Genomic DNA, 23,164 nt, shown 5'->3' with positions numbered 1-23,164 from the left:
TAAAATCAGTTAAATATCACTATAATTTATTTTGAAATCCCAAAAGGATCTTCAATGCTGTGCATTGGTTCTGTAAACCATTTAGCACCGTTTTCAGTCATATAAATATGGTCTTCATGACGGATTCCAAATTTGTTAGGAACACAAATCATTGGCTCATTACTAAACGCCATCCCTTCTGCTAAAACCGTGTTGTCGTTTTTAACAATATACGGCCATTCATGAATATCTAAACCAATTCCATGCCCTGTTCTGTGAGGTAAACCAGGTAAATCATATTTAGGACCTAGTTGATGACTTTCTAATGTTTTTCTAGCAGCAGCATCAATATCAGCACAAACACGCCCTAATTTAGCAGCTTTAAATGCAGCTTGTTGGGTTTCTTTTTCAATATTCCAGATAGATCTTTGTAAATCATCTGCTTCTCCAAAAACATAAGTTCTTGTAATATCAGAAATATAATCGTGTAAAACACAACCAGTATCTACTAAAACAACTTCGTTTAATTCTAAATTTTTCGGCGTTTTTACACCGTGAGGAAATGATGAATCAACCCCAAATAATACAATGCAAAAATAAGAACCAGCAGTTGCACCGTAAGCAATATGTGCTTCGTGGATAAAATCTTCTACTTCTTTTGCTGAAATCCCAACTCTTAAAATACGAGCTGCCGCTTTTTGAACCTCTAAAGTGATATTCATAGCATGTTGCATAATAGCAATTTCAGCATCCGATTTTATCATTCTACAACCTGCGGTAATTGGCGTTGCACTTTCTAAAGTAAATACTTCATTGCATTTATTTATTCCATCAATAATGAAAAAAGGCGTTGCTTCATCCATTAAAATATCACCTTGGGTAACTTTATTTTGAATTAGAATTTTAGTGAATAATTTAAAAGGACTTTTGTGTTCTTCCCAGCAATTTACGTCGCCTTTTATCAGCATAAAATCTAAAATTGTTCCTTTTTCAAACTTTGGAGCAATAAAATGTAAATCACCATTTTGAAATAAAATCGCACCTACCATTCGTTCGCTCGAACTCCATTTCATTCCTGTGAAATAAAATAAATTTGTTCCAGCATGTAAATACATTGCCTGCTTATTTTGAGCTTTCATCATTAAGCAAGCCTTGTTTATTCTGGCTTGAAACTCTTCTTTTTGAATCGGTTCAACTAAATGAGCCGTTGGAGTTATGGCATTTAATTCTGCTTCAATAGTACTACCTCCAATTCCGAATGTATTCATGTAAAATTTTTTATTTTTTATTATTTATGAAAGTTTCATTAATGCTTCAATCTCCTCAATTTCGATAGGCATTTTAGCAGTTAAATTCACATTTCCATCTTCTGTAATTAAATAATCGTCTTCTAATCGACAACCAATTCCTTCTTCTGCAATGTAAATACCAGGCTCGCAAGTAAGTATCATTCCCGCTTCAAAAGGACGAGAATATAAACCAACATCATGCACATCTAAACCTAAATAATGCGCTGTTCCGTGCATAAAATATTGTTTATATAAAGGTTTTTCAGGATCTTGATTTGCTACGGCATCAGCATTTAATAAGTTTAATTTTATCAATTCAGCTTCCACTAAACCTGCCATGTTTTTTTCGTAATCGGCAGGTAAAATTCCTGCTTTTAAAAGCTTACTTCCTTCTTTTAAACAATGTAAAACAGAAGAATAAACAGCAGCTTGTCTTTCTGAAAATTTTCCATTTACAGGAAAACAACGCGTAGTGTCGCTATTGTAATTTGCATAGCAAACGCCAAAATCAAGTAAAATCATTTCACCGTCTTTACAAACCGAATCGTTGGTATTATAATGTAAGGCACAAGCATTTTTCCCGGAAGCAACAATCGGCTGAAAAGCGTGATGTGAAGCCCCTGATTTCACTAAATTATAGGTTAATTCTGCCTCTAATTCGTATTCATTTTTACCAGGTTTACAGGCTTTTAAAATACGAGAAAAAGATGCTACGCTAATATCGGCTGCTTTTTGTAATAATTCAATCTCTTTATTAGACTTTACAGGGCGTAAATTACGGGTAATTTTCGCGGCTCTGTAATATTGATGTAAAGGATATTTTTCTTTACACCATTTTATCATTCTGTCTTGTTGGGTTTCTTGATTATTGGTGGCACGTTTATAGTGTTCGTTATGCCCTAAATAAAAACCGTCAGCTTCAAAAGCCATTGCTTGTAAAACACTTTCAAAATCTTTGTTCCAAGTTACTCTTGAAATTCCTGAAATTTCAGTAGCTTTTTTTTGAGTTAATTTTTCACCATCCCAAATTTTGATAAGATCACTGGTTTCTTTTACAAATAAAATGGCACGATTTTCTTTTTTAAAAGCATCAGGATATAAAACTAAAATAGTTTCTTCCTGATCAATTCCTGAAAGGTAAAAAAGGTCATTATTTTGCGCAAAGCCCATTACATCATCGGCATTGTTGTGTTTTACATCGTTTGATGTTAAAATAGCGATGCTGTTGGGTTGCATTTTGGCGGTAAAACGCTTTCTATTTTCTATAAATAACGAGTTGTCAATTTTATCGTAACGCATAGTATATTTTCTTACGGAGGTGTTTTATTATGTTGAGTTTTGTTGCTTCGGATAAAAAATTAAGAATAACGCTCTACATGAAACGGATTCAAATCTAAACTTGTTTTTTTATCAGAAATTACTTCAGATACTAATTTACCAGTTGCCGGACCTAAACTCCATCCCATCATAGCATGACCAGTAGCGACTGTTACATTTTTAATTTTTGATAAACGCCCAATATACGGCAATCCATCAGGTGAACAGGGTCTTAAACCACAAGCAACATCGTCAATTTCTTTCTGATCAATTTTTAAACCTTTGTAAAAGTTTTCACTTGCTTTTGCAATGGCATTTACACGTACTTTATTGATATTATTGTTAATTTTATCAACTTCCATAGTACCTGCAAAACGGGTAAAACCGTTCATTGGTGTTACGGCAATTTTTGCTTCAATTAAAATAGCAGGAACTGTAATTCCAGTATCTTTTGCTACGTTAATTCGATAGCCTTTACCTGCCTGAATAGGAATGTTAGCATTTAATTTTTTTACTAAAATTTGCGACCAAGAACCTGTTGCTACAACAATTTCATCGGCTTTTAATTCTTGCTTATTGGTTCTTAAAGAAGTTATTTTATCATTTAAAACATTGATATCTAACACTTCTTCGTTGGCTAAAATAGCAACGCCTTTTTTCTCTAAATATCTTTTTAATTGGGGCATAAATTCATTAGGTGTCATGTGCGAATCAGAATGATAATACACAGCACCTTTAATATTTAAACCTGCATTTGGTTCTATTTTTAAAGCTTGTTCTTTGGTTAAATTTTCAACTTTTAAGCCTTCTTGAATAGCACGCTCGCCAGTTTTCCATTCTTCTTGCCCAGCTTTATCGGTTTGATAACACATTAATAAACCTTTGTGCTGGTAAAAGAAATCAAAATCGTTAGAGGCTTTAATATCTTCGTATAATTCTCTACTTAATAGGTTGATGTCTTTGATGGTTTTAATTGAGCTTTCTACTTTTTTGTTGGTAGAAGCTTTTTTAAATAACCAGGTCCATTTTAAAAAATCATAATCTAAACGAGGCTTTACCGAAAAAGGACTTTCAGAATCGAACATCCATTTAATCCCTTTATTAATCATTCCTGGAGCCGCCAAAGAAATAATATGACTTGGCGTAATATATCCTGCATTTACATAAGATGCACCGCTTGAAAAATCAGATTTATCAATAACAGTTACTTTGTGCCCTTCTTTTTGAAGGTAATAAGCTGAACATAAGCCTATAATTCCTCCACCAATAATTACTACTTCTTTTGACATTTAATATATTATTTTAAACTTATGCTTTTAATGATTTGATTAACGGTAATAACTCTAAAAGTACTGGTATTAATTGTGATGGTAATATTGTGCTTTTTGTTAGTAATGTAGAAGTTTTTACCTATTTTTTCGTAGTCATCTAAAGCGGTATCTTCCAATACCTTTTGAATAAGTGTTTCTATTTCAAATTTAGAAAAAGCGATACCGAGCTTTTTATTTATCCGCTGATAAACAAGCTCGGTATAGCAATGATTTTTGAGTATTTTATGTTTTATTGTTTCCAATTTTTTTTTAAATTGAAAGATAACATTTTTTTTTAGATAACTTGAAAACCGTGTGCATAAGGATCATCTTGGTCATCAATAATAATATTATTGTAACCAAAAACCTTTGCCCAACCTTGAATACTAGGTATAATTGCTGGTTTTCCGTTTAAAGTAGTTTCTTCTTCTACACGACCAATAAATTTACTTCCGATAAAACTTTCGTGGATAAATTCTTCTTTTAGTTGAAGTTTTCCTTTGGCGTGTAACTGTGCTAACCTAGCAGATGTTCCTGTTCCACAAGGGCTTCTATCGATGGCTTTATCACCATAAAAAACGGCATTTCTACCAGAAGAAGTAGGGTCAATAGGATTTCCTGTCCATAACATATGGGTTACATCTCTAATAGTATCATTTTCAGGATGAATAAACATATCAGGATATTTCTCATTGATACGATCTCTAACAACCTGCGAATATTGTATGATTTTACTAGCGGTAAAATCGTGCACTCCAGAAAAGTTTTTCTGCGGATCTACAATGGCGTAATAATTTCCTCCGTAAGAAACGTCAAAGGTAATTTCGCCTAATTCAGGGCAATCAATTGTTAAATTTTCTGCCGCTAAATAACTTTTTACGTTTGTTAAACGAACCCAGTCCACTTTTTTACCTGTTTGACCATATTCGATATTTACCAAACCTGCGGGTGCTTCCATTTTAATTTTTCCAGGAATTTTTGGAATAATCAAACCTTCTTCAATCGCAATAGTAATAGTTCCGATAGTTCCGTGTCCGCACATTGGCAAGCATCCAGAAGTTTCGATAAATAAAATTCCAAAATCGTTTTCAGGGCTGTGAGGCGGAAATAAAATACTTCCACTCATCATATCGTGTCCTCGTGGTTCGAACATTAATCCTTTACGAATCCAGTCATATTCTTTTAAAAAATGCTGACGCTTTTCGCTCATATTTGCTCCAATTAAGTTTGGACCTCCACCAGCAACAACTCTTACAGGATTTCCGCAAGTGTGTGCATCAACGCAAAAAAATGTTTTTCTCATAGTAAAATTGAATAGCCAGCTTGCATTATTTCTTAGAAAAAACCCTTCAAAATTTCTTTAATTAAAAATACGAAGCTGGCATAGTTTTCAATTTCTTTATATTGTCCAAAAGTACTATATAAGTGATTAGATAATTTAAAGAAAATGTTAATATTTATTAATTTAATTGTTTTTTATAAATTGTTAATTAACAGTGTTTACCTATTAATTTCTTAATTCAGTAGGTAATAATTCGGTTGGCCAATCTTGAAAACTAAAAGGACGCACCCATCTTTTAATAGCTCCTAAACCTACGGCTGTAAATCTAGAATCTGAAGAAGCAGGGTAAGGGCCTCCATGTGTCATTGATTCGCAAACTTCAACACCTGTTGGAACACCGTTAAAAATAATTCTTCCTACTTTAGCTTGTAAAGCATCTGCTACTGCTGGTAAAGCGTCAAAATCTTCTTTTTCTGCTAAAACAGTACCTGTTAATTGCCCGTCTAAATGGTCAATAACATCTAATAATTCTGCTTGATCTTTTGCTTTTACAACTAATGAAAAAGGACCAAAAACTTCGGTATGCATTTTAGGATTCGCTAAAAACTCAGCTCCTGATACAGCACAAATTGTTGATGCTGCAAAATTTGCTTCAACAGTTGCTGTAATTTGACCAACAACCTGAACACCTGGTTGAGAGCTTACTACTTCTGCATTTGAAACAAAACCGTCTTTAATATTTGGGTGTAACATACATTGTGGTGCAATTGCTACGGTTTTTTCAGCTAAATCTTTTACAAAAGCATCTGTATCGGCACCTGCGATGGTTAATAATAACCCAGGATTTGTACAAAATTGCCCTGTTCCAACAGTAATTGAACCTGCATAAGTACTAGCCGTTTCTGCTGCTTTATTTTTGATAACATTTGGCAATACAACTACAGGATTGATACTTCCCATTTCAGCAAATACTGGAATTGGTTCGTCTCTTTGTGCTCCTAAATTGTAAAGTGCTCTACCACCTGCAATACTTCCTGTAAAACCAACTGCTTTTACCTTCGGATGTTTTACTAAGGCGCTACCAACAACTCTTCCGCTACCTGTAATGTTCGAAAATACACCGTTTGGCATTCCTGTTTTTTCGGCTGCTTTTATAATTGCTGATGCTACTAATTCACCCGTTCCAGAGTGCATTGCGTGCGATTTTACAATTACAGGACATCCTGATGCTAAGGCACTAGCAGTATCTCCACCTGCGGTAGAAAATGCTAATGGAAAATTACTTGCTGCAAATACCACAACAGGTCCTAAAGGAATTGATGTTTTTCTAAGGTCAGATTTTGGTAAAGGCTGTCTTGTAGGGATGGCTTGGTCAATTGTTACATTTCTCCATTGATCTTTAGCGACTAAATCAGCAAAAGCTCTTAACTGCCCAACGGTTCTACCTCTTTCACCTTGTGCTCTTCCTTCTGGTAAACCAGATTCTGACATATACATGTCTATAAGTTCAGTATCTAAGGCTAAAATTTCATCTGCGATAGCATTTAAAAATTCGGCTCTTTTTTCTCCTGAAACTTTACGATATACTTTGAATGCGCTATCCGCTAATACAACAGCTTGGTTAACCTCTTCTAAAGTTGCTTGATAAAAATCTGTTGGGTTTTGCATATTTAACTTCGGATTCACGGTTTTATGCGTAGTTGTTCCTGAAGCTTTTAATTGATTTCCTATATAATTTTTTCCTGTAATCATTTGATTTTAGAGATTTTGTTTTTTTAAATACACAGTAATTTTACAGCGCATTTAAATGGTTTATATAATTTTTAAGAGCTTACTTATATTCAAATAAATAATTATCTGTTGTTATTAACAAGGTTTAATTAACAAATTAAAGGTACTAAAGTATTTTATTTTAAAAGCTCTTTTAATGTTAAAAAAGATATAGAAAACAACAAATCATTGCCCTATAAATAAGACAATGATTTGTTAAATTGTATGCTGATTTTCTAACATTCTATAATCTTAAAATTAAAGATTAAAACGATAAATTTCACTTAAAATTAAGCTAAAACCGCTAATTCTTTATATTCAGGTAAAGTAGGTCTAGTTCTTAAACCTTCTTCAATAATTGCTAAAACGTTTGCTCTTTCTTCACCGATTAATGGTAAACGAGGTTCACGTACATTTTCAGTACCAATACCAGTAGCAACCTCTGCTAATTTAATATTTTGTACTAATTTAGAATTAATATCTAATTCTAATAAAGGTAAGAACCAACGGTAAATTTCTCTAGCTTCGTCGCCTCTTCCTGCTTTTGCTAAGTTAAAAATAGCTACTGTTTCTGCTGGAAATGCACATACTAAACCTGCAACCCAACCATCAGCACCCATGTAAATACTTTCTAAAGCTAAAGTATCAACACCAGATAATATTTGTAATCTATCACCAAAACGATTTTTAATACGTGTAATGTTCGATAAATCTCTAGTAGATTCTTTTACAGCTTCAATATTTGGGCAGTCACGTAATAACTCTTCAAACATATCTAAAGTAACTTCGATACCGTAATCAACAGGGTTATTATACACCATAATTGGTAAAGAGGTACTGTTTGCTACTTTTTTAAAGTACACAGTAGTTTCTCTATCATCTGCTTTATAACGCATAGGAGGCAACATCATTAACCCTGACGCTCCATCTTCTTTTGCTTTTCTTGCTGCATCAATTGCCGCTACAGTTGTTTGTTCAGCAATGTTCATTATAACTGGTACCTGTCCATTTACAACTTCTACTGCTTTTCTTACAATGATTCTTTTTTCATCATCAGTAAGTGTACTAGCTTCTCCTAATGTACCTCCTAAGATAATTCCAACAACACCAGCATCTAATTGTGCTTTAATGTTTAGTTCAAAATTAACTAAATCTAACGTGTCTTGATTTGTAAATTTAGTAGTAACAGCTGGCATTACGCCTTTCCAGTTTATGTTCATGTGTTTTTTTAAGGCAAATTTATAATTGATTTTTAAAGCTTAATGCTTAGTTTTTAACAAGATAGTATATTATATTATCTTTTTATTGAATTTTAGTTCTTTTTTAGGTGAATATTTTATAGATTTATACAAAATATTTTACTCACAATTATGAAGGTTTTACCATTTAAAATACCAAAAACTAAGAATTTAGGTTTAATTTACGAAGAAGATAAGGGTCCTTTTTTTTACGATAAATTTCATCAGCATGAAGAAATTCAAATGTGTTATGTTGTTAAAGGTGAAGGAACTTTAATTGTTGGAGATACTGTTAATGAATATAGAAGTAATGATGTTTTAGTACTTGCAGGGAATCAACCTCATGTTTTTAAAAGTGATAATTCAAAAATCAAAGAATCATTTATGATTTCACTTTTTTTTACTAAAAAATCATTTGGTGATAATTTTTTTGAATTAGATGATTTTAAAGAAATTGCAGGTTTTTTCAGTGCTGTTAAAAATAGTTTTAGGGTAAAATCGAATCAAAATAAAATTAAAAAATTATTTTTAAAGCTTCAAGGAGAAAAAGATTTAATGAAGTTTATTATTTTTTTAAAAATTATAAAGCTTATTTTAAAATCAGAAATCACATCGTTATCAACATTTGTATATGAAAAAAAATACACAGATAATGAAGGAAAACGTATGCGTGATATTATGGATTATACCTTGAGTAATTTTAATAAAAAAATAGAATTAGATGATATTGCGGCTGTAGCAAACATGACTTCAAATGCTTTTTGTAGGTATTTTAAACAAAGAACCAATAAAACATTTTTTACTTTTTTAAATGAATTACGTATTGAAACCGCTTGTAAATTATTGCAAAATAGAGATTATTCAATTATTGAAGTTTCCGAAAAAGCGGGTTTTAAAAATATTTCAAATTTCAACAGAAAATTCAAAGAGTTAAAACATAAAACACCTTCAAATTATAGGTTAAATTATTAAATCAATGTTTATTTTTTCGATAAAACCAATTGTAAATATATTTTCTATTAGAGTTTGTTTAAATTTCATCTAAAAAAAAATTGTAACATAAAAATAAGAAATCGAATCCGTCAAACTGAATTTATTTCAGTTTTGCATCCTGATTTGCCGTAGTTTTTAGCTTTTTTTTGATGATTCTTATCAATTCGAATGATTTTAATGACTAAAAGGAAGTAGAAGGAAAAAAATCACTCGAACTGACAATTTTTTTAATTTTTAAACAGGCTCTTAGAAGTCTAAAAAGGTACTAGTTACATTCTTATAATCTTTTAAAATAATGTCTAGAACACTTTTATCTTTGTTAACATAAAAAGTGTTGTAGGTATTTATTTTTGACTGATTAATAAGGTTGTTTTCTGTTAATATTTTTTTTGTTTGTTTCGCTACGGCTTCTCCAGAATCAATAATATGAACCTTATTTCCTACAATTTTTTTTATCTGCGGAATTAAATAGGGGTAATGTGTACAGCCTAAAACAATGCAATCACATTTCGAAGAAAGCATTAAACTTAAATGTTTCTTTAGTAAAATAGTCATTTCGGCAGAATACATTTTACCATTTTCAATAAGTTCCACCAAGCCATTACCAACTTGTTCCATTATAACAATATCACTATTAATACTAGCAGCTGTTTTTTCAAATAAACGACTATTTAGTGTTCCTTGGGTAGCTAATATTCCTATAGTACCTGTTTTAGTTTGAATGGATGCTGTTTTAATTGCTGGCTCAATTCCAATGATAGGAATAGGGTAGTTGTGTCTTAAATATTCAATGGCATTTGTAGTAGCAGTATTGCAAGCAACCACGATTATTTTGCATCCTTTGCTAATTAAAAATTCAGTATTTTTAATAGATAGCGCTAAAATTTCTTCTGTTGATTTTTGCCCATAAGGCGCATTTTTACTATCGGATAAATAAATAGTGTTTTCGTTAGCAAGCAATGTATGTATTTCTTTCCAAATAGATGTGCCACCAATTCCTGAGTCAAAAATACCGATAGGTTGTTGTGTTATCATATACTACAAAAATAAAAATCCTGCTGAATTCAGCAGGATTTTTATAAAATATTTTAAAGTTTTATTTAGAAACCTAATTTTGCTTTTACAGCACCATAAATATCTTCACCTTTTTCGTAAACGATTAATCCTTTACCAGGAGCAGCATCATATACGTAAATAATTCCTTTAGCAGCAGCAACATCTTTAATTGCTTGTTCTGCTTTCTTTAAAATAGGAAGTGTTTTTTCTTGGTATTTTTTTTGCATTTCTTGCCCAGCAGATTGTTCTGCTTTGCTAATACGTTGTCTGTCTTGTTGAACTTCGATAGCTCTTTTTTGATTTACTTCTTGCGTTTGACTTTTTCCTTCCGCTTCGTATTTTTTAATTTTAGCTTCTAGTCTTTTGTACATCGCTTCAATATCATCACGATATGTTTTATTTAACTTCTCTAGCTCAGCCTTCATAGACTTGGTAGCTGGCATTTCAGATAATAATTTATCAGTGTTTATATGTGCCGTTTTTTGTGCATTTGCGATACTACCGAATCCAATTGTGAAAATTGCAACTAATAATAAGGTTTTAAAATGTTTCATCTTTGTTTTTTAATTTAATTTACGTTCTCTATTCTTAATTTATATATTCTTTTGTCACTACTTTTTTTTCGCTTCTTCTAATAATTTTTTAGCAGCGGCTTTCTTTTCTTTTAATAGAGCTTTTGTTTGTGCTCTTTTTTTCAATTTAGCGGCTCTTTTTTCTTCGGTACGCTTAATTTTCGCTAATAAATCTGCTTGTTTTTTCTTTTTTAGCGCTTCTTTTTTTGTTATTTTTTCCTTTTGCGCATCGCTTAAACTTTCATTTTTAAGCAATTCTTTTTTAGCGGCAACTTTATCTCTTTTTACTTGTTTTTTCTGATCAATATTAATCATTTTAATAACAAGCTCGCTAATATCGTGTTTTTTATTGGAATAAAGCATAACTAAATCGCCTGATTTATCAAAAACAAAATCATATTTCTTTCTAGAAGCAATTGTTTGAACCGCACTGTAAACCTGATCTTGAATCGGTTTTATTAATTGCTTTCTTAAATTGTACATATCTCCTTTAGGACCAAAGTATAACGATTCTAATCGGCGTAAAGCTTCTTGTTTTAACGTAATATCTTCTTCACGTTCTAAAACCAAGTCTTTTGTTAAAATAACTTTTTCGTTGGTTAAATCAGTTTTCAAAATTTCAATAGCTCTTGCTTGTTTGTCTAGCGTTGTTTTCCAGTGTTCAACTTTAGCATCTAAAGAATTTTGAGCCGTTAAATACGCAGGGATATTTTGAAGAATATATGCAGTATCAATATAGGCTAAACGTTGGCTTTTCTGGGCAACAATACTACTTGTACTAATAAGTAAAAGAACGATAAATAGAATGTTTTTTTTCATCATGCTATAATGTATTTAGAAAAAACCGTGCCAAAAGCGAACAAATTTAAAATGCCTGTTTTTAGAACTGTCTTCCGATAATAAAATGTGTTTGCCAACCCGATTTTTGAGTTTGTCCAGGCAATGGATCAAATCCATGTGCAAAGTCAATACCTAATAAACCAAATGCTGGCATAAATATACGAACTCCAGCTCCTGCAGAACGCTTTAATTTAAACGGGCTAAATTCACTGAAATTTTCATAAGAATTACCCGCTTCTAAAAATCCTAAGGTATAAATTGATGCCGATGGTTTGTCTGTTATAGAATAACGGATTTCCATTTGAAATTTATTGTAAATAGTTCCACCTTCATTCTGCCCATCAGGACCAATAGAAAGCGTGTTGTTTTCATATCCACGAACACCAATAGTTTCTCTTCCGTCTAATTGCCCTTGTGCAATTCCGTCACCTCCAACAAAAAATCGTTCTACCGGAGTAGCACCTAATTTGTCGTTGTAAGAACCTAAATAACCCATTTCAAAATTAGACATTAAAACTAATTTATTATTTTGAGACAAAGAGGTGTACCATTTTCCTTTAGCAGAAATTTTATAATACTCTAGCCATTTGTATTTATCAGCTAAATAATCTTGTCTTTCAGCTGTTGTAGGATATAAAGGTTCGCTATAATCTTTTCCGTTAATTAAAGAATACGGTAAGGTTGCTTTTGCTTTAATGCTAAATTCCGAACCATAACTAGCAAATATTAAACTTGGTCCGGTAGAGTTACGGCTAAAGGCAACTGTATAGGCTAAATTATTTAAACTTCCTTTATTAATAACGTCGGTTGATGAACCAACACGGTATCCGTAGTTTTTAAGTTCAATTTGCTGATAGCTAATATTTTGAGATAAAGAGAAATAATCATCAGGCCATTGTAAACGTTTTCCTAAACCGATAGAAGCTCCTAAAATGCTTAAATTTTGATCTTTATCAACTTTATTGGTGTTATAATCGTATCGGTATTGATTCGATAAATACACAGAAAAAGATAATGATTGCGGTTTTTTACCACCTAACCATGGTTCTGAGAACGAAAAACTGTACGTATTGTAAGTTCTACTTGCTTGTAAACGCAATGAAAGTTTCTGTCCATCACCCATTGGTAGTGGTTTGTAGGCTTGTTTATTAAATATGTTTCTTAACGAAAAATTATTAAAAGATAATCCTAAAGTACCAATAAATGATCCTCCACCATAACCACCTTGTAATTCAATTTGACTACCACCTTTTTCAACGACAGAAAAATCAATATTAGCTGTTTTATTTTGATAATCAGGTTTTACGTCGGGCGTTACATTGGCATCAAAGAATCCTAATTGACCAATTTCACGAATAGATCTAATAATGTTTTCACGGCTAAATAAATCACCTGGCTTTACACGTAATTCTCTGTAAATAACATGGTCATTTGTTTTTTCGTTACCTGTTACAGTTACTTTTTTAATGGTTGCTTGTTCGTCTTCACGAATACGAACCTCAACGGTAATAGAATCATTTTGTACGCTAGTTTCTATGGCGTTAATTTGTGAAAATAAGTATCCGTTGTTATGGTATAAGGTTTGAATATCTTGTGAATTAGGCGTTCCATCACCTGAAATACGTTCTTTTAAAACCTTTCCGTTATAAATATCTCCTTTATCGATACGTAAAAAACGATTTAAAAAATCATCAGAATAATTTTTATTACCGATAAACTTAATATCATCAAAACGATACTGACGTCCTTCTTCAATAGCAATATCAAGGTTAATGGTATTGTCATTATTCCAAGTAAGTTGGTCTGATAAAATACGTGCATCACGGTATCCGTTTTCGCTATATTTTTCAAGAATACTTTCTAAATCTTTTTTATAATCATCTAAAATATATTTTGATGATTTCCAGAAACGCCCTAAAAACTTACGTTTTGTGTTTTTCATGGCGCTACGCAAGGTTTTGCTAAGTAGTGCTTTGTTCCCTGTAAAGTTGATTTCTTTTATTTTGACACGCTGTCCTTTATCAACAAAAATATTCATACTAACAGTATTGATGTCAGTGCTGTCTTTTTTGGTATTTAAAGATACTTTGGTTTTTAAAAAACCTTTATCGGTATATTTCTTTTTGATGTAATTTCTGGTGGTTGTGACTAAGTTGTCGGTAACCATCATTCCTTTTTTAAGCTCGGTTTCTTTCTTTATCTCTTTTGTTTTAGATTTGCTTAAACCTGAAATAGAAATAGTGGTTAACTGTGGCAATTCGGTTACATCAAATACTAAATAAACGGTTTCACCATCTTTTTTAGAAAGGTACACATCTACTTGGCTAAATTGCTTGCTTTCGTAAAGCTTTTTAATAGCGCTTGTAAGTTTATCACCTGGTAATTTAATAGGTTGCCCATCAACTAAACCAGTATAAACACGAATTGTTTGTTCGCTAAATTTTTGCAAACCAGTAACGGTAATTCCTCCAAGAATATATTGACTTCCTTTGGTATAAGGAATAATATTTTGGGAGGTAGTTGTACGGTTGTTATTTACGGTTTTTTGAGCTTGTACACTCGCCGATAAAAAGGCGATTAAAAATACGGCTATATAAGAATATTTATTCATTGATCTCAATCTGTTCGCTTGTTTTTCCAAATCTTCTCTCTCTGTTTTGATAATCTATTATAGCATTAAAAAGGTGCTCTCTTCTAAAGTCGGGCCATAATATATCTGTAAAATATAATTCAGCATAGGCTATTTGCCAAAGTAAAAAATTACTAATTCGCTGCTCACCGCTTGTACGTATCATTAAATCAACGTCGGGCAAATTAAATGTATATAAATGGTTATTTATAATTTTTTCGTCTATATTTTCAATATCTAGCTCGTTATTAACAACTTTTTTAGATATCTTTTTAATTGTGTTAACAATTTCTTCTCTAGAACCATAGCTTAAGGCAAAGGTTAAGGTAATTTTAGTGTTGTTTTTAGTTTGGTCAATAACATGGGCTAGTATTTTTTGCGCATTTTTTGGCAAACTAACAATATTTCCAATCGCATTTATTTTTACATTTTTGCGCTGAAATTCAGGTAGCTCTTTTTTTAAAGTGCTAACCAGTAGGCTCATTAAAGCATCTACTTCTAGTTTTGGTCTGTTCCAGTTTTCGGTAGAAAAAGCATACAGTGTTATAAATTTAACACCAGCATCACTTGCTGCATCGGCGGTTTCTCTAATAGCGGTTAAGGCATTTCTGTGCCCAAAAATACGCTGCATTCCTTTTCCTTTTGCCCATCGTCCATTACCGTCCATAATAACGGCAATATGATTCGGTACTTTTTGCACATTAATGCGTTGTAATTTTTCTTCCATAGTTATTCTGCCAATCCGTTATAACAGGGTGGTCTTCCAAAGCTGTAAACAATCGATACTCCTGTAAACATATATACATCGTTTCCAGTTCCACCAAAGTTTAAACTGTTTATTTTATCTGTTGTTAAATCGATATCATCTACCAAGGTAAAGCGAGCGCCTATTTCAAAAGCAGCTGCAAAATTTTTGAACAAGCGTCCTTTAACGCCAACACCTACAGGTAAAGAATATGAAATTTTATTTTTTAAACGAATGGTGTTTGCATCGATTCTTTTAGAAGGGCTCACATAATTAAACGCTGCTATTTCTGCTAAAATATATGGGGTAAAATTTGTTTTATAATTGCTGATATTATAATTGAAAAAATTAAATTCGATACCCGTAGCAAACTCGTGCAGGGTGTTCGAAAACACATAACCTCGTTGCTTACGAAAAGCATTTTTAGCCTGATTGTCATCACCAGAAACAGGAATATACGAATAGGTTGCTCGTAAGGCAATTCGAGGGTTTAGGTTGTATTTATAAATTAAACCGCCGCCAATTTTATTAGGATATATATAATTGGTACGACCAATATCTCCTACGTAATTAGAACCCCCAACGAAAAAACCGACTTCGTGAGTTTGTGATTGTGTTGTTATTGCTGTAAAAGCAAATAATATGAATAGGTAAATTATCTTCATTGTAAGAATAGCACGCAAATATAGGGAATTGAATTTGCTTTAAAAAGTTAATAATCTGTATTTGATTAACTTTTTTTTGATGAAATTATTGTATTGTAATTATTTTATAAAGATTCATTTCGAGTATCTTCTCCCCATAAAAGCTTGCCTCTGAGTATTTTTAAATGCGATTGTTGTTCTAATAAAATGCTTTTTATAGTAAAAGAAGCTTTTTGTATTTTAATTTTAGTTCCTTCGCTAACATTTGTTATGCGAGAGTCTAAGGAAATTAAAAAATCCTTTTCACGAGCGCTTACCTCTAGTTCAATAACAGTATCATCAGGAATTACCATAGGCCTGGCATTTAAATTATGCGGGGCTATTGGCGTAATTACAAAACTTTTCGAATTGGGCAATATTACCGGGCCGTTACAACTTAAAGAATACCCAGTAGAACCTGTTGGGGTTGCTATAATTAAACCATCTGCCCAATAATTTGTTAAGTATTCATTATTCAAAAAGGTTTTTACACCAATCATTGAAGTGGTATTTCTGCGGGCAATAGTAACTTCGTTTAAGGCAAAATCTAATTCGTTAAATTCGTTAACTTTAGGGGTGGTGGTTATTTGTAATAAAGTTCGTTCTTGTATGCTATATTTTTTAGCCATTAATAAATTTACCGCCGCTTGAATTTGATCTTTTTGAACGGTTGCTAAAAACCCCAATCGCCCAGTGTTGATTCCTAAAACAGGAATGTTTAAATCACGAATATAGGTTGCCGCTCTTAATATAGTACCGTCACCACCAATAGAAAATAACAGGTCAAAGGTGTTTGACAAATCGTTAAAATGTGCGTAGGTAGGATATTTTTTTGATAAAGAATTATTTTTAATTAAAAGCGTGTAAAACGCTTCTTCAAAAAAAATAACGATATTGTTCTGTTCTAATGTGGCTACTAATAATTTAATTTCTTTTTCAGCCGAAATATTATAAGCTTGTCCGTAAATGGCTACTTTTTTCAATGGTTATAATGTTTGTTTGCTCAGGTATGTAAATTACATATCTAAGTATTTTTTTAAATATGCCGCCCTGTCTTTTAATTCTTCTAAATAAAAATCATCTTCATGTTGTGTAAGAACGGCGTAGTCATACCTACGAAAAGTTTGAATAATTTCATTGATATCATTTGTAATTACTTTTAAAGTAACTTGAATAGTATCTTGATTTTCAGAAGAAATATACAGCCCTAATAATTTACCGCCACTAGCTTCAACTATTTGAGCAATTTGACTCATTGAGTAATCATTTTTATTTTTTGCTACAATCAACGTTTCACTTTGGTTGTGTAAAAAAGGACTATCGGCAAAAGTATCTAAAATATCACTTAACTCATAATAACCGATGTAATTCATTTCCTGATTTAAAACAGGAATTAAATTACAATCATTATCAGCGAATAAAACAATTAAGTCAAGTAGCGTTGCTTTTTCATTGCAATGAAAATTATCTAATAGATAAGAATACTCACTTAATTTATGGTCTTTATTCTCTATTGTTTGAATGTCACTTTCAGGCAAACAGCCAATTAGTTTTCCATTTTCAACAATAGGAATATGCGTTATCGGTAAATTTCCACATACCTTTTGAGCGCCTTTTACGGTGCTTTTTAAGCTAAGTGCTTTAATTTCGTCTAATATAAAGTCGTTGATATTCATCACTACGAATATAGTTTAAAAAGTTTTAATGATTTATCTTTGTAGCTTAATTTTATGAGATGACAAAGTTAAGTGTAAATATAAATAAAATAGCAACATTACGTAATTCTAGAGGTGGAAATACACCTAATTTATTGCAGGTTGCGACCGATATAGAAAATTTTGGAGCGCAAGGAATTACCATTCATCCAAGACCTGATGAACGTCATATTCGGTATCAAGATGCCTACGATTTAAAATCAATCGTTACTACAGAGTATAATATTGAAGGAAATCCGATAGATAAATTCATGAAAATGGTGTTGGAAATAAAGCCAACTCAGGTAACTTTAGTGCCCGATAGCGTTGCCACTTTAACCTCTAATGCAGGTTGGGATACGGTTGCCAATCAATCGTATTTGCAGGAAGTAATTACCGAATTTAAAAACAACAATATAAGAACTTCCATTTTTATTGATACCGATTTAAAGCTGATTGAAGCAGCCGCAAAAACAGGTGCCGATAGAATTGAATTATATACTGAAGAATTTGCAACCCAATACGCTTTAGGAAATAAAGAGGCAATAAAACCGTATACCGATGCGGCAATTTTAGCTCATAAATTAGGTTTAGGAATTAATGCAGGGCATGATTTAAGTTTAGAAAACATTCAGTTTTTTAAAGAGAATATCCCCAATTTAGCAGAAGTTTCTATTGGGCATGCGCTTATTTCTGAATCGTTGTATTTAGGATTAGAAAACGTCGTAAATATGTATCTTGATAGATTAAAATAATATGCAAATTCTACACTCAAGAATACTAGGATCGGGCAAGCCGTTGTTAATTTTACACGGTTATTTTGGTATGGGCGATAACTGGAAAACCCACGCCAATAAATTAGCAGAAGATGGTTTTGAAGTTCATTTAATAGACCAACGAAATCATGGGCGTAGTTTTCATTCCGACGCTTTTGATTATGAATTAATGGTCGATGATTTACACGATTATATTACACATTATCATTTAGAAAACATTGTTTTATTAGGGCATTCAATGGGCGGAAAAACAGCCATGTTATTTGCTACTCAATATCCAGAATTGGTACATAAATTAATTGTTGCTGATATTTCTCCTAAAATGTATCCGCCACATCATCAGGCTATTTTATCGGCTTTAAATTCTGTTGATTTTACGGTTCAAAATTCTCGAAATTTAATTGATGATAAACTAGCTGAATTAATTCCAGAACTTGGTATTCGACAATTTTTATTAAAAAGTGTGTACCGAAAAACAAAAACTGATTTTGCTTTTCGTTTTAACCTAGCATCACTAACAGAAAATAATAATGAAGTAGGTGCAGCATTGCCATCATTTACTATTTTTGAAGGCGATACCTTATTTTTAAAAGGCGAAAATTCGGGTTATATTTCTGAAGATGAAGTGCCGCTTATTGAAGCTCATTTTCCAAAAGCGATTATTAAATCAATTTCAAATGCAGGGCATTGGTTGCATGCCGAAAATCCGACAGATTTTTATGTTGAGGTTATTGGGTTTATCCAAGGTAAGTAAACCTGTCAAAATAGCAGTTTTTTATTTTTGGTATAATTATCGCATTGTAAAAAATAATAGTGCAAAAAAGTACTTCTGATTTTTTATCCGAAGAAAGAGGTGCTTTATCAAAAAATTAAAATAAATGAATACCTTTTTAAAAATACTATTAACAGCAGTAGCTGTTATTTTATTAGCCGAATTTTTACCCGGCGTAGTAGTAACAAATTACACTACGGCAATAATTGTAGCCGTTGTAATAGCGTTATTAAATATGTTTGTACGCCCAATATTGGTGGTTTTTACCTTACCGGCAACTCTTTTAACACTTGGGTTATTTTTATTTGTAATCAACGCTATTATCATATTATTGGCAGGAAACCTTATTGCAGGTTTTGCCGTAAACGGATTTTTTACCGCACTTTTATTTAGCGTATTATTATCCGTGTTTAGGTCTTTCTTATTTTCTTTTTTAAAAGAAGATAAAAATAACTGAAAACGAAACATTTAAACCTTTTGAAAAAAAGGTAAAATAAACTAATTTTACACCCGATTTTAAAGAAATACTTAAAGATGAATATTACAAAACAAAATGTAGATGCGTTAAACGCAGTTGTGAAAATAGATATCGTTGCTGAAGATTATCAAGCAAAGGTAAATGCAGAATTAGAAGCACGTCGTAAAAAAGCGACACATCCTGGTTTTAGAAAAGGAGAAGCGCCTATGGATGTTATTAAAAAGCAACACGAAATAGAAATCGTAATAGAAGAGGTAAACAAAGTAGTACAAGATTCTTTAAATAAATTTTTAACAGAAGAAAAGTTAGATCTTTTAGGAAATCCTTTACCTGTAGTAAACAAAGATTTTAGATGGGATGCTAAAGAGTATTCTTTTGAATTCGAATTAGGATTAGCTCCTGAATTTGCTGTAGATTTAACGCCTGCAAAAAATGTTACTAAATATAGTATTTTTGCTACCGATGAATTATTAGACAAAGAAATTGAAAATATCCAAACTCGTTTTGGTAGTCAATTACCTGTTGACGCTGCAAATGAAGAAGCAAACGTAACTGGAACTTTTGTAAACGAAGAGAAAGAAATTAATAAAAAAGCAACCCTTTCTGTAAAAGAAATTAACGGAAAAGCAAACTTAGATAAGTTTGTAGGTGCTAAAGCTGGTGATGTTTTAGAATTAGGAACAAAAGGTTTATTTGAAGACGCTCACAAATTACAAGAAGTTTTAGGTGTACCTCATGAAGGAGTTCACGCTTTAGATGTAAATGTATCTTTTACTATTGATGAAGTTACAAAAACGGAGCCTGCTCCTTTAGAAAAAGAATTATTTGAAAAATTATTCGCTGACGGAAGTGTAACTACTACTGCTGAATTAAAAAGTAAAATAAAAGAAGATGCTGAATTACAATTTGAGCAACATGCCGATCAGCAATTATTAAACGCAATTACTGAAGAGTTAGTTCAAAATACAAAGTTCGATTTACCAGCAACATTTTTACAAAAATGGTTACAAACTGCAGGAGGAAAAGAATTAACTATTGAACAAGCTGCTGCTGAATATAGCAAATCTGAAAAAGGATTACGTTACCAATTAATCGAAGGAAGGATTATGAGAGATAACGAAATCAAATTAGAATATGCTGAATTGGTAGACTATGCAAAAGGATTTGTTCGTTCTCAAATGGCACAAATGGGTAATATTAATCCAGAGGAAAAAGAATTAAACGATATCGCTGGTAGAGTTTTACAAAACCAGGAAGAAGCGCATAAATTACAATCTCAATTAATTAGCCATAAATTATTAGCTTTTTATAAAGAAAAAATGAGTTTTGATACCAAAGAGGTATCTTATGAAGACTTTGTTCAAGAAGTTTATAAATAAGAATAGTTACTATTTATATTTAAAAACCTGAATGAAAATTCAGGTTTTTTTAGGTATAAACAGTAGTGAAATACTAACTAAATAGTTCTTATATTTACACCATTATAACCCAAAAAACATTTTCAAAATGGATTACGGAAAAGAATTCGAAAAATACGCAACAAAAGAGCACGGAATAAATAGCACATATTTAGGGAAAATAACCAGTAGTTTAACGCCATACATTATGGAAGAACGTCAAATGAACATTACCCAAATGGATGTTTTTTCTCGTTTAATGATGGATAGAATCATTTTTTTAGGTACAGGAGTTAATGACCAAGTAGCTAATGTAATTCAAGCACAATTATTATTCTTAGAAAGTGTTGATGCTACTAAAGATATTTCAATTTATATCAACTCTCCAGGAGGGGGTGTTTACGCAGGTTTAGGTATTTACGATACCATGCAATTTATCAAGCCAGACGTAGCAACAATTTGTACAGGAATGGCAGCTTCAATGGGAGCTGTATTAATGTGTGCAGGAGCAAAAGGAAAACGTTCTGCATTGCCACATTCACGTATTATGATTCACCAACCAATGGGTGGCGCTCAAGGGCAGGCTTCTGATATGGAAATTACCGTAAAAGAAATTGGAAAGTTAAAAACTGAATTATACGATATTATTGCAGATCATTCAGGGCAAACTTTTGAAAAAGTACAAGCAGATTCTGATAGAGATTATTGGATGAAAGCCGATGAAGCGAAAGCGTACGGAATGGTAGATGAAATTTTAAAAAGAAAATAATATTTCAGAATTACCGATAAAATAAATGACTCTTTTTATGTTTTTTTATAGCTAATAAGAAAGCATAAAAAGAGTTTCATTTTTTTAATAATTAAGAATAACAAGTTAGTCAAATGTCGAAAGAAGAAAACTTAGAATGTTCCTTTTGTGGGCGTAAAAAGCCAGAAACAGATTTATTAATTGCCGGTATGGATGCTCATATTTGTGATAAATGTATAGAACAAGCTCACGGAATTGTAGCAGAAGAAGTATCCGAAGCAAAAGAATCAGGATTGCCTAAAGATTTAACCTTAAAAAAGCCAAAAGAAATTAAAGCTTTTTTAGATGAATATATTATAGGGCAAGATGAAACTAAAAAAGGAATGTCGGTTGCTGTCTATAATCACTACAAACGATTATTACAGTCTAAAGATGATCAAGATGAGGTAGAAATTGAAAAATCTAACATTATTTTAGTAGGTGAAACAGGAACTGGTAAAACATTAATAGCACGTACAATTGCTAGAATGTTAAACGTGCCATTTTCTATTGTTGATGCTACTGTTTTAACACAAGCAGGATATGTTGGTGAAGATGTTGAAAGTATTTTAAGTCGTTTATTACAAGCGGCAGATTATGATGTAGACAAAGCCGAGCGAGGAATTGTTTTTATTGATGAAATTGATAAAATTGCTCGTAAAGGCGATAATCCATCAATTACACGTGATGTTTCTGGTGAAGGTGTGCAACAAGCCTTGTTAAAATTATTAGAAGGTTCTGTAGTAAATGTAGCGCCTAAAGGTGGAAGAAAACATCCTGATCAAAAATTTATCGAAGTAAATACCAAAGATATTTTATTTATCGCAGGTGGTGCTTTTTCAGGAATTGAAAGAATAATCAGCAAGCGTTTAAACATGCAAGCGGTAGGGTATAGTGCTTCAATTGATGAAGACAAAGTAGATGAAACCAATTTATTACAATATATTATTCCTTCGGATTTAAAATCGTTTGGATTAATTCCTGAAATTATTGGACGTTTACCTGTATTAAGTTACATGAATCCTTTAGATGCAAAAACATTGCGTGCTATTTTAACAGCGCCTAAAAATTCATTAATTAAGCAATACACAAAGTTGTTTGCAATGGATGATATTGCCTTTTCTTTATCAGAAGAAGCGATGGAATATATTGTAGAAAAAGCAATAGAATACAAGTTAGGAGCTCGTGGATTGCGTTCATTATGTGAAGCAATTTTAACCGATGCTATGTTCGAAATGCCTAGTTCTGATGACAAAGAATTAAGAATTACCAGAGAATATGCCGAATCGAAAATAACAAAATCAGGTATTAAAAAATTAAAAGCAGTTTCATAATAATAGCGTAAAATAGGCTGTTGTAAAATAATGAAATTGATAAAATAAACCTAGCTTCAAAATATTTTGAAGCTAGGTTTCATTGATTTACAGTTTTCGAACTGTACTATATTTGTTAATCCATTGATCAGGGCAAACTCATACTTTAATATTTAAGACTTTTAATAGATATGCTTCATTCCAACCAGCTTTAAGTCTTTTTCCAGCAATACCTTGTTTCTCT

Annotated in this window: 22 protein-coding genes; 7 read left to right on the top strand and 15 right to left on the bottom strand. The window is 31.9% G+C overall.

The window, feature by feature from the left end; translation table 11 throughout:
- Positions 1 to 26: 26 nt before the first annotated feature.
- From AQ1689_RS01670 to AQ1689_RS01640, 7 genes are all read right to left on the bottom strand, one after another.
- A complete protein-coding gene (locus AQ1689_RS01670) occupies positions 27 to 1,247 on the bottom strand; it encodes a M24 family metallopeptidase (RefSeq protein ID WP_101954984.1) in 1,221 nt (406 codons plus the stop codon).
- A gap of 24 nt (positions 1,248 to 1,271) precedes the next feature.
- Entirely contained in the window at positions 1,272 to 2,567 is a 1,296-nt protein-coding gene (locus tag AQ1689_RS01665; protein WP_101954983.1) for an aminopeptidase P N-terminal domain-containing protein, read from the bottom strand.
- Positions 2,568 to 2,626: 59 nt separating this feature from the next.
- Complete coding sequence (locus AQ1689_RS01660) at positions 2,627 to 3,874, bottom strand: NAD(P)/FAD-dependent oxidoreductase (protein WP_101954982.1); 1,248 nt, start codon at positions 3,872 to 3,874, stop codon at positions 2,627 to 2,629.
- An 8-nt stretch (positions 3,875 to 3,882) separates the two neighbouring features.
- A complete protein-coding gene (locus tag AQ1689_RS01655; RefSeq protein WP_198912988.1) occupies positions 3,883 to 4,158 on the bottom strand; it encodes a DUF3781 domain-containing protein in 276 nt (91 codons plus the stop codon).
- Positions 4,159 to 4,190: 32 nt separating this feature from the next.
- Complete coding sequence (locus AQ1689_RS01650; RefSeq protein ID WP_101954981.1) at positions 4,191 to 5,198, bottom strand: 4-hydroxyproline epimerase; 1,008 nt, start codon at positions 5,196 to 5,198, stop codon at positions 4,191 to 4,193.
- Between the two features lie 204 nt (positions 5,199 to 5,402).
- A complete protein-coding gene (locus AQ1689_RS01645; RefSeq protein WP_101954980.1) occupies positions 5,403 to 6,929 on the bottom strand; it encodes an aldehyde dehydrogenase (NADP(+)) in 1,527 nt (508 codons plus the stop codon).
- Between the two features lie 308 nt (positions 6,930 to 7,237).
- Positions 7,238 to 8,167 carry a dihydrodipicolinate synthase family protein gene (locus AQ1689_RS01640; RefSeq protein WP_101954979.1) on the bottom strand — a complete coding sequence of 310 codons (930 nt, stop codon included), beginning with the start codon at positions 8,165 to 8,167 and terminating at the stop codon, positions 7,238 to 7,240.
- Positions 8,168 to 8,317: 150 nt separating this feature from the next.
- Between AQ1689_RS01640 and AQ1689_RS01635 the strand changes: the two genes are divergently transcribed.
- A complete protein-coding gene (locus tag AQ1689_RS01635) occupies positions 8,318 to 9,157 on the top strand; it encodes an AraC family transcriptional regulator (protein WP_101914330.1) in 840 nt (279 codons plus the stop codon).
- Positions 9,158 to 9,424: 267 nt separating this feature from the next.
- Here AQ1689_RS01635 and murI read toward each other — a convergent pair whose 3' ends face one another.
- From murI to AQ1689_RS01595, 8 genes are all read right to left on the bottom strand, one after another.
- The gene (murI, locus tag AQ1689_RS01630; protein WP_101954978.1) at positions 9,425 to 10,213 is read right to left on the bottom strand and encodes a glutamate racemase; all 789 of its coding nucleotides are present in this window, start codon (positions 10,211 to 10,213) and stop codon (positions 9,425 to 9,427) included.
- Between the two features lie 65 nt (positions 10,214 to 10,278).
- Positions 10,279 to 10,788, bottom strand: a complete 510-nt coding sequence (locus AQ1689_RS01625) for an OmpH family outer membrane protein (RefSeq protein WP_058884300.1) — start codon at positions 10,786 to 10,788, stop codon at positions 10,279 to 10,281.
- Positions 10,789 to 10,845: 57 nt separating this feature from the next.
- Complete coding sequence (locus AQ1689_RS01620; protein WP_232118886.1) at positions 10,846 to 11,628, bottom strand: OmpH family outer membrane protein; 783 nt, start codon at positions 11,626 to 11,628, stop codon at positions 10,846 to 10,848.
- Between the two features lie 58 nt (positions 11,629 to 11,686).
- Complete coding sequence (bamA, locus tag AQ1689_RS01615) at positions 11,687 to 14,257, bottom strand: outer membrane protein assembly factor BamA (protein WP_101954977.1); 2,571 nt, start codon at positions 14,255 to 14,257, stop codon at positions 11,687 to 11,689.
- Entirely contained in the window at positions 14,250 to 15,002 is a 753-nt protein-coding gene (locus AQ1689_RS01610; protein WP_058884303.1) for an isoprenyl transferase, read from the bottom strand. The genes bamA and AQ1689_RS01610 overlap by 8 nt, the downstream gene beginning before the upstream one ends.
- A gap of 2 nt (positions 15,003 to 15,004) precedes the next feature.
- Positions 15,005 to 15,685: a type IX secretion system protein PorG gene (gene porG, locus AQ1689_RS01605; RefSeq protein ID WP_101954976.1), complete on the bottom strand. Its 681-nt coding sequence runs from the start codon at positions 15,683 to 15,685 to the stop codon at positions 15,005 to 15,007.
- A gap of 104 nt (positions 15,686 to 15,789) precedes the next feature.
- Complete coding sequence (locus tag AQ1689_RS01600; protein ID WP_101954975.1) at positions 15,790 to 16,686, bottom strand: NAD kinase; 897 nt, start codon at positions 16,684 to 16,686, stop codon at positions 15,790 to 15,792.
- A gap of 33 nt (positions 16,687 to 16,719) precedes the next feature.
- Positions 16,720 to 17,379, bottom strand: a complete 660-nt coding sequence (locus AQ1689_RS01595) for a CBS domain-containing protein (RefSeq protein ID WP_101914336.1) — start codon at positions 17,377 to 17,379, stop codon at positions 16,720 to 16,722.
- 59 nt (positions 17,380 to 17,438) lie between these two features.
- On the opposite strand from AQ1689_RS01595, the gene AQ1689_RS01590 reads away from it, so the two are divergent.
- The 6 genes from AQ1689_RS01590 to clpX all read left to right on the top strand — a co-directional run bounded on the left by AQ1689_RS01590 (position 17,439) and on the right by clpX (position 22,941).
- Positions 17,439 to 18,152, top strand: coding sequence for a pyridoxine 5'-phosphate synthase (locus AQ1689_RS01590; protein ID WP_101954974.1), 714 nt, complete (start codon positions 17,439 to 17,441; stop codon positions 18,150 to 18,152).
- A 1-nt stretch (position 18,153) separates the two neighbouring features.
- Complete coding sequence (locus tag AQ1689_RS01585; RefSeq protein ID WP_101954973.1) at positions 18,154 to 18,927, top strand: alpha/beta fold hydrolase; 774 nt, start codon at positions 18,154 to 18,156, stop codon at positions 18,925 to 18,927.
- A 124-nt stretch (positions 18,928 to 19,051) separates the two neighbouring features.
- Positions 19,052 to 19,402 (top strand): phage holin family protein, encoded by a 351-nt coding sequence (locus tag AQ1689_RS01580; RefSeq protein ID WP_101914339.1) that lies wholly within the window; start codon positions 19,052 to 19,054, stop codon positions 19,400 to 19,402.
- A gap of 77 nt (positions 19,403 to 19,479) precedes the next feature.
- Complete coding sequence (locus tag AQ1689_RS01575; RefSeq protein ID WP_101954972.1) at positions 19,480 to 20,802, top strand: trigger factor; 1,323 nt, start codon at positions 19,480 to 19,482, stop codon at positions 20,800 to 20,802.
- Between the two features lie 127 nt (positions 20,803 to 20,929).
- Entirely contained in the window at positions 20,930 to 21,589 is a 660-nt protein-coding gene (clpP, locus tag AQ1689_RS01570) for an ATP-dependent Clp endopeptidase proteolytic subunit ClpP (RefSeq protein WP_101914341.1), read from the top strand.
- Positions 21,590 to 21,702: 113 nt separating this feature from the next.
- The gene (clpX, locus tag AQ1689_RS01565; protein WP_101914342.1) at positions 21,703 to 22,941 is read left to right on the top strand and encodes an ATP-dependent Clp protease ATP-binding subunit ClpX; all 1,239 of its coding nucleotides are present in this window, start codon (positions 21,703 to 21,705) and stop codon (positions 22,939 to 22,941) included.
- The last annotated feature ends 223 nt before the right edge of the window (positions 22,942 to 23,164 follow it).

Source organism: Tenacibaculum finnmarkense (assembly GCF_900239185.1).
GTDB lineage: Bacteria > Bacteroidota > Bacteroidia > Flavobacteriales > Flavobacteriaceae > Polaribacter > Polaribacter finnmarkensis.
This window is presented reverse-complemented; position numbering and strand designations above follow the sequence as displayed.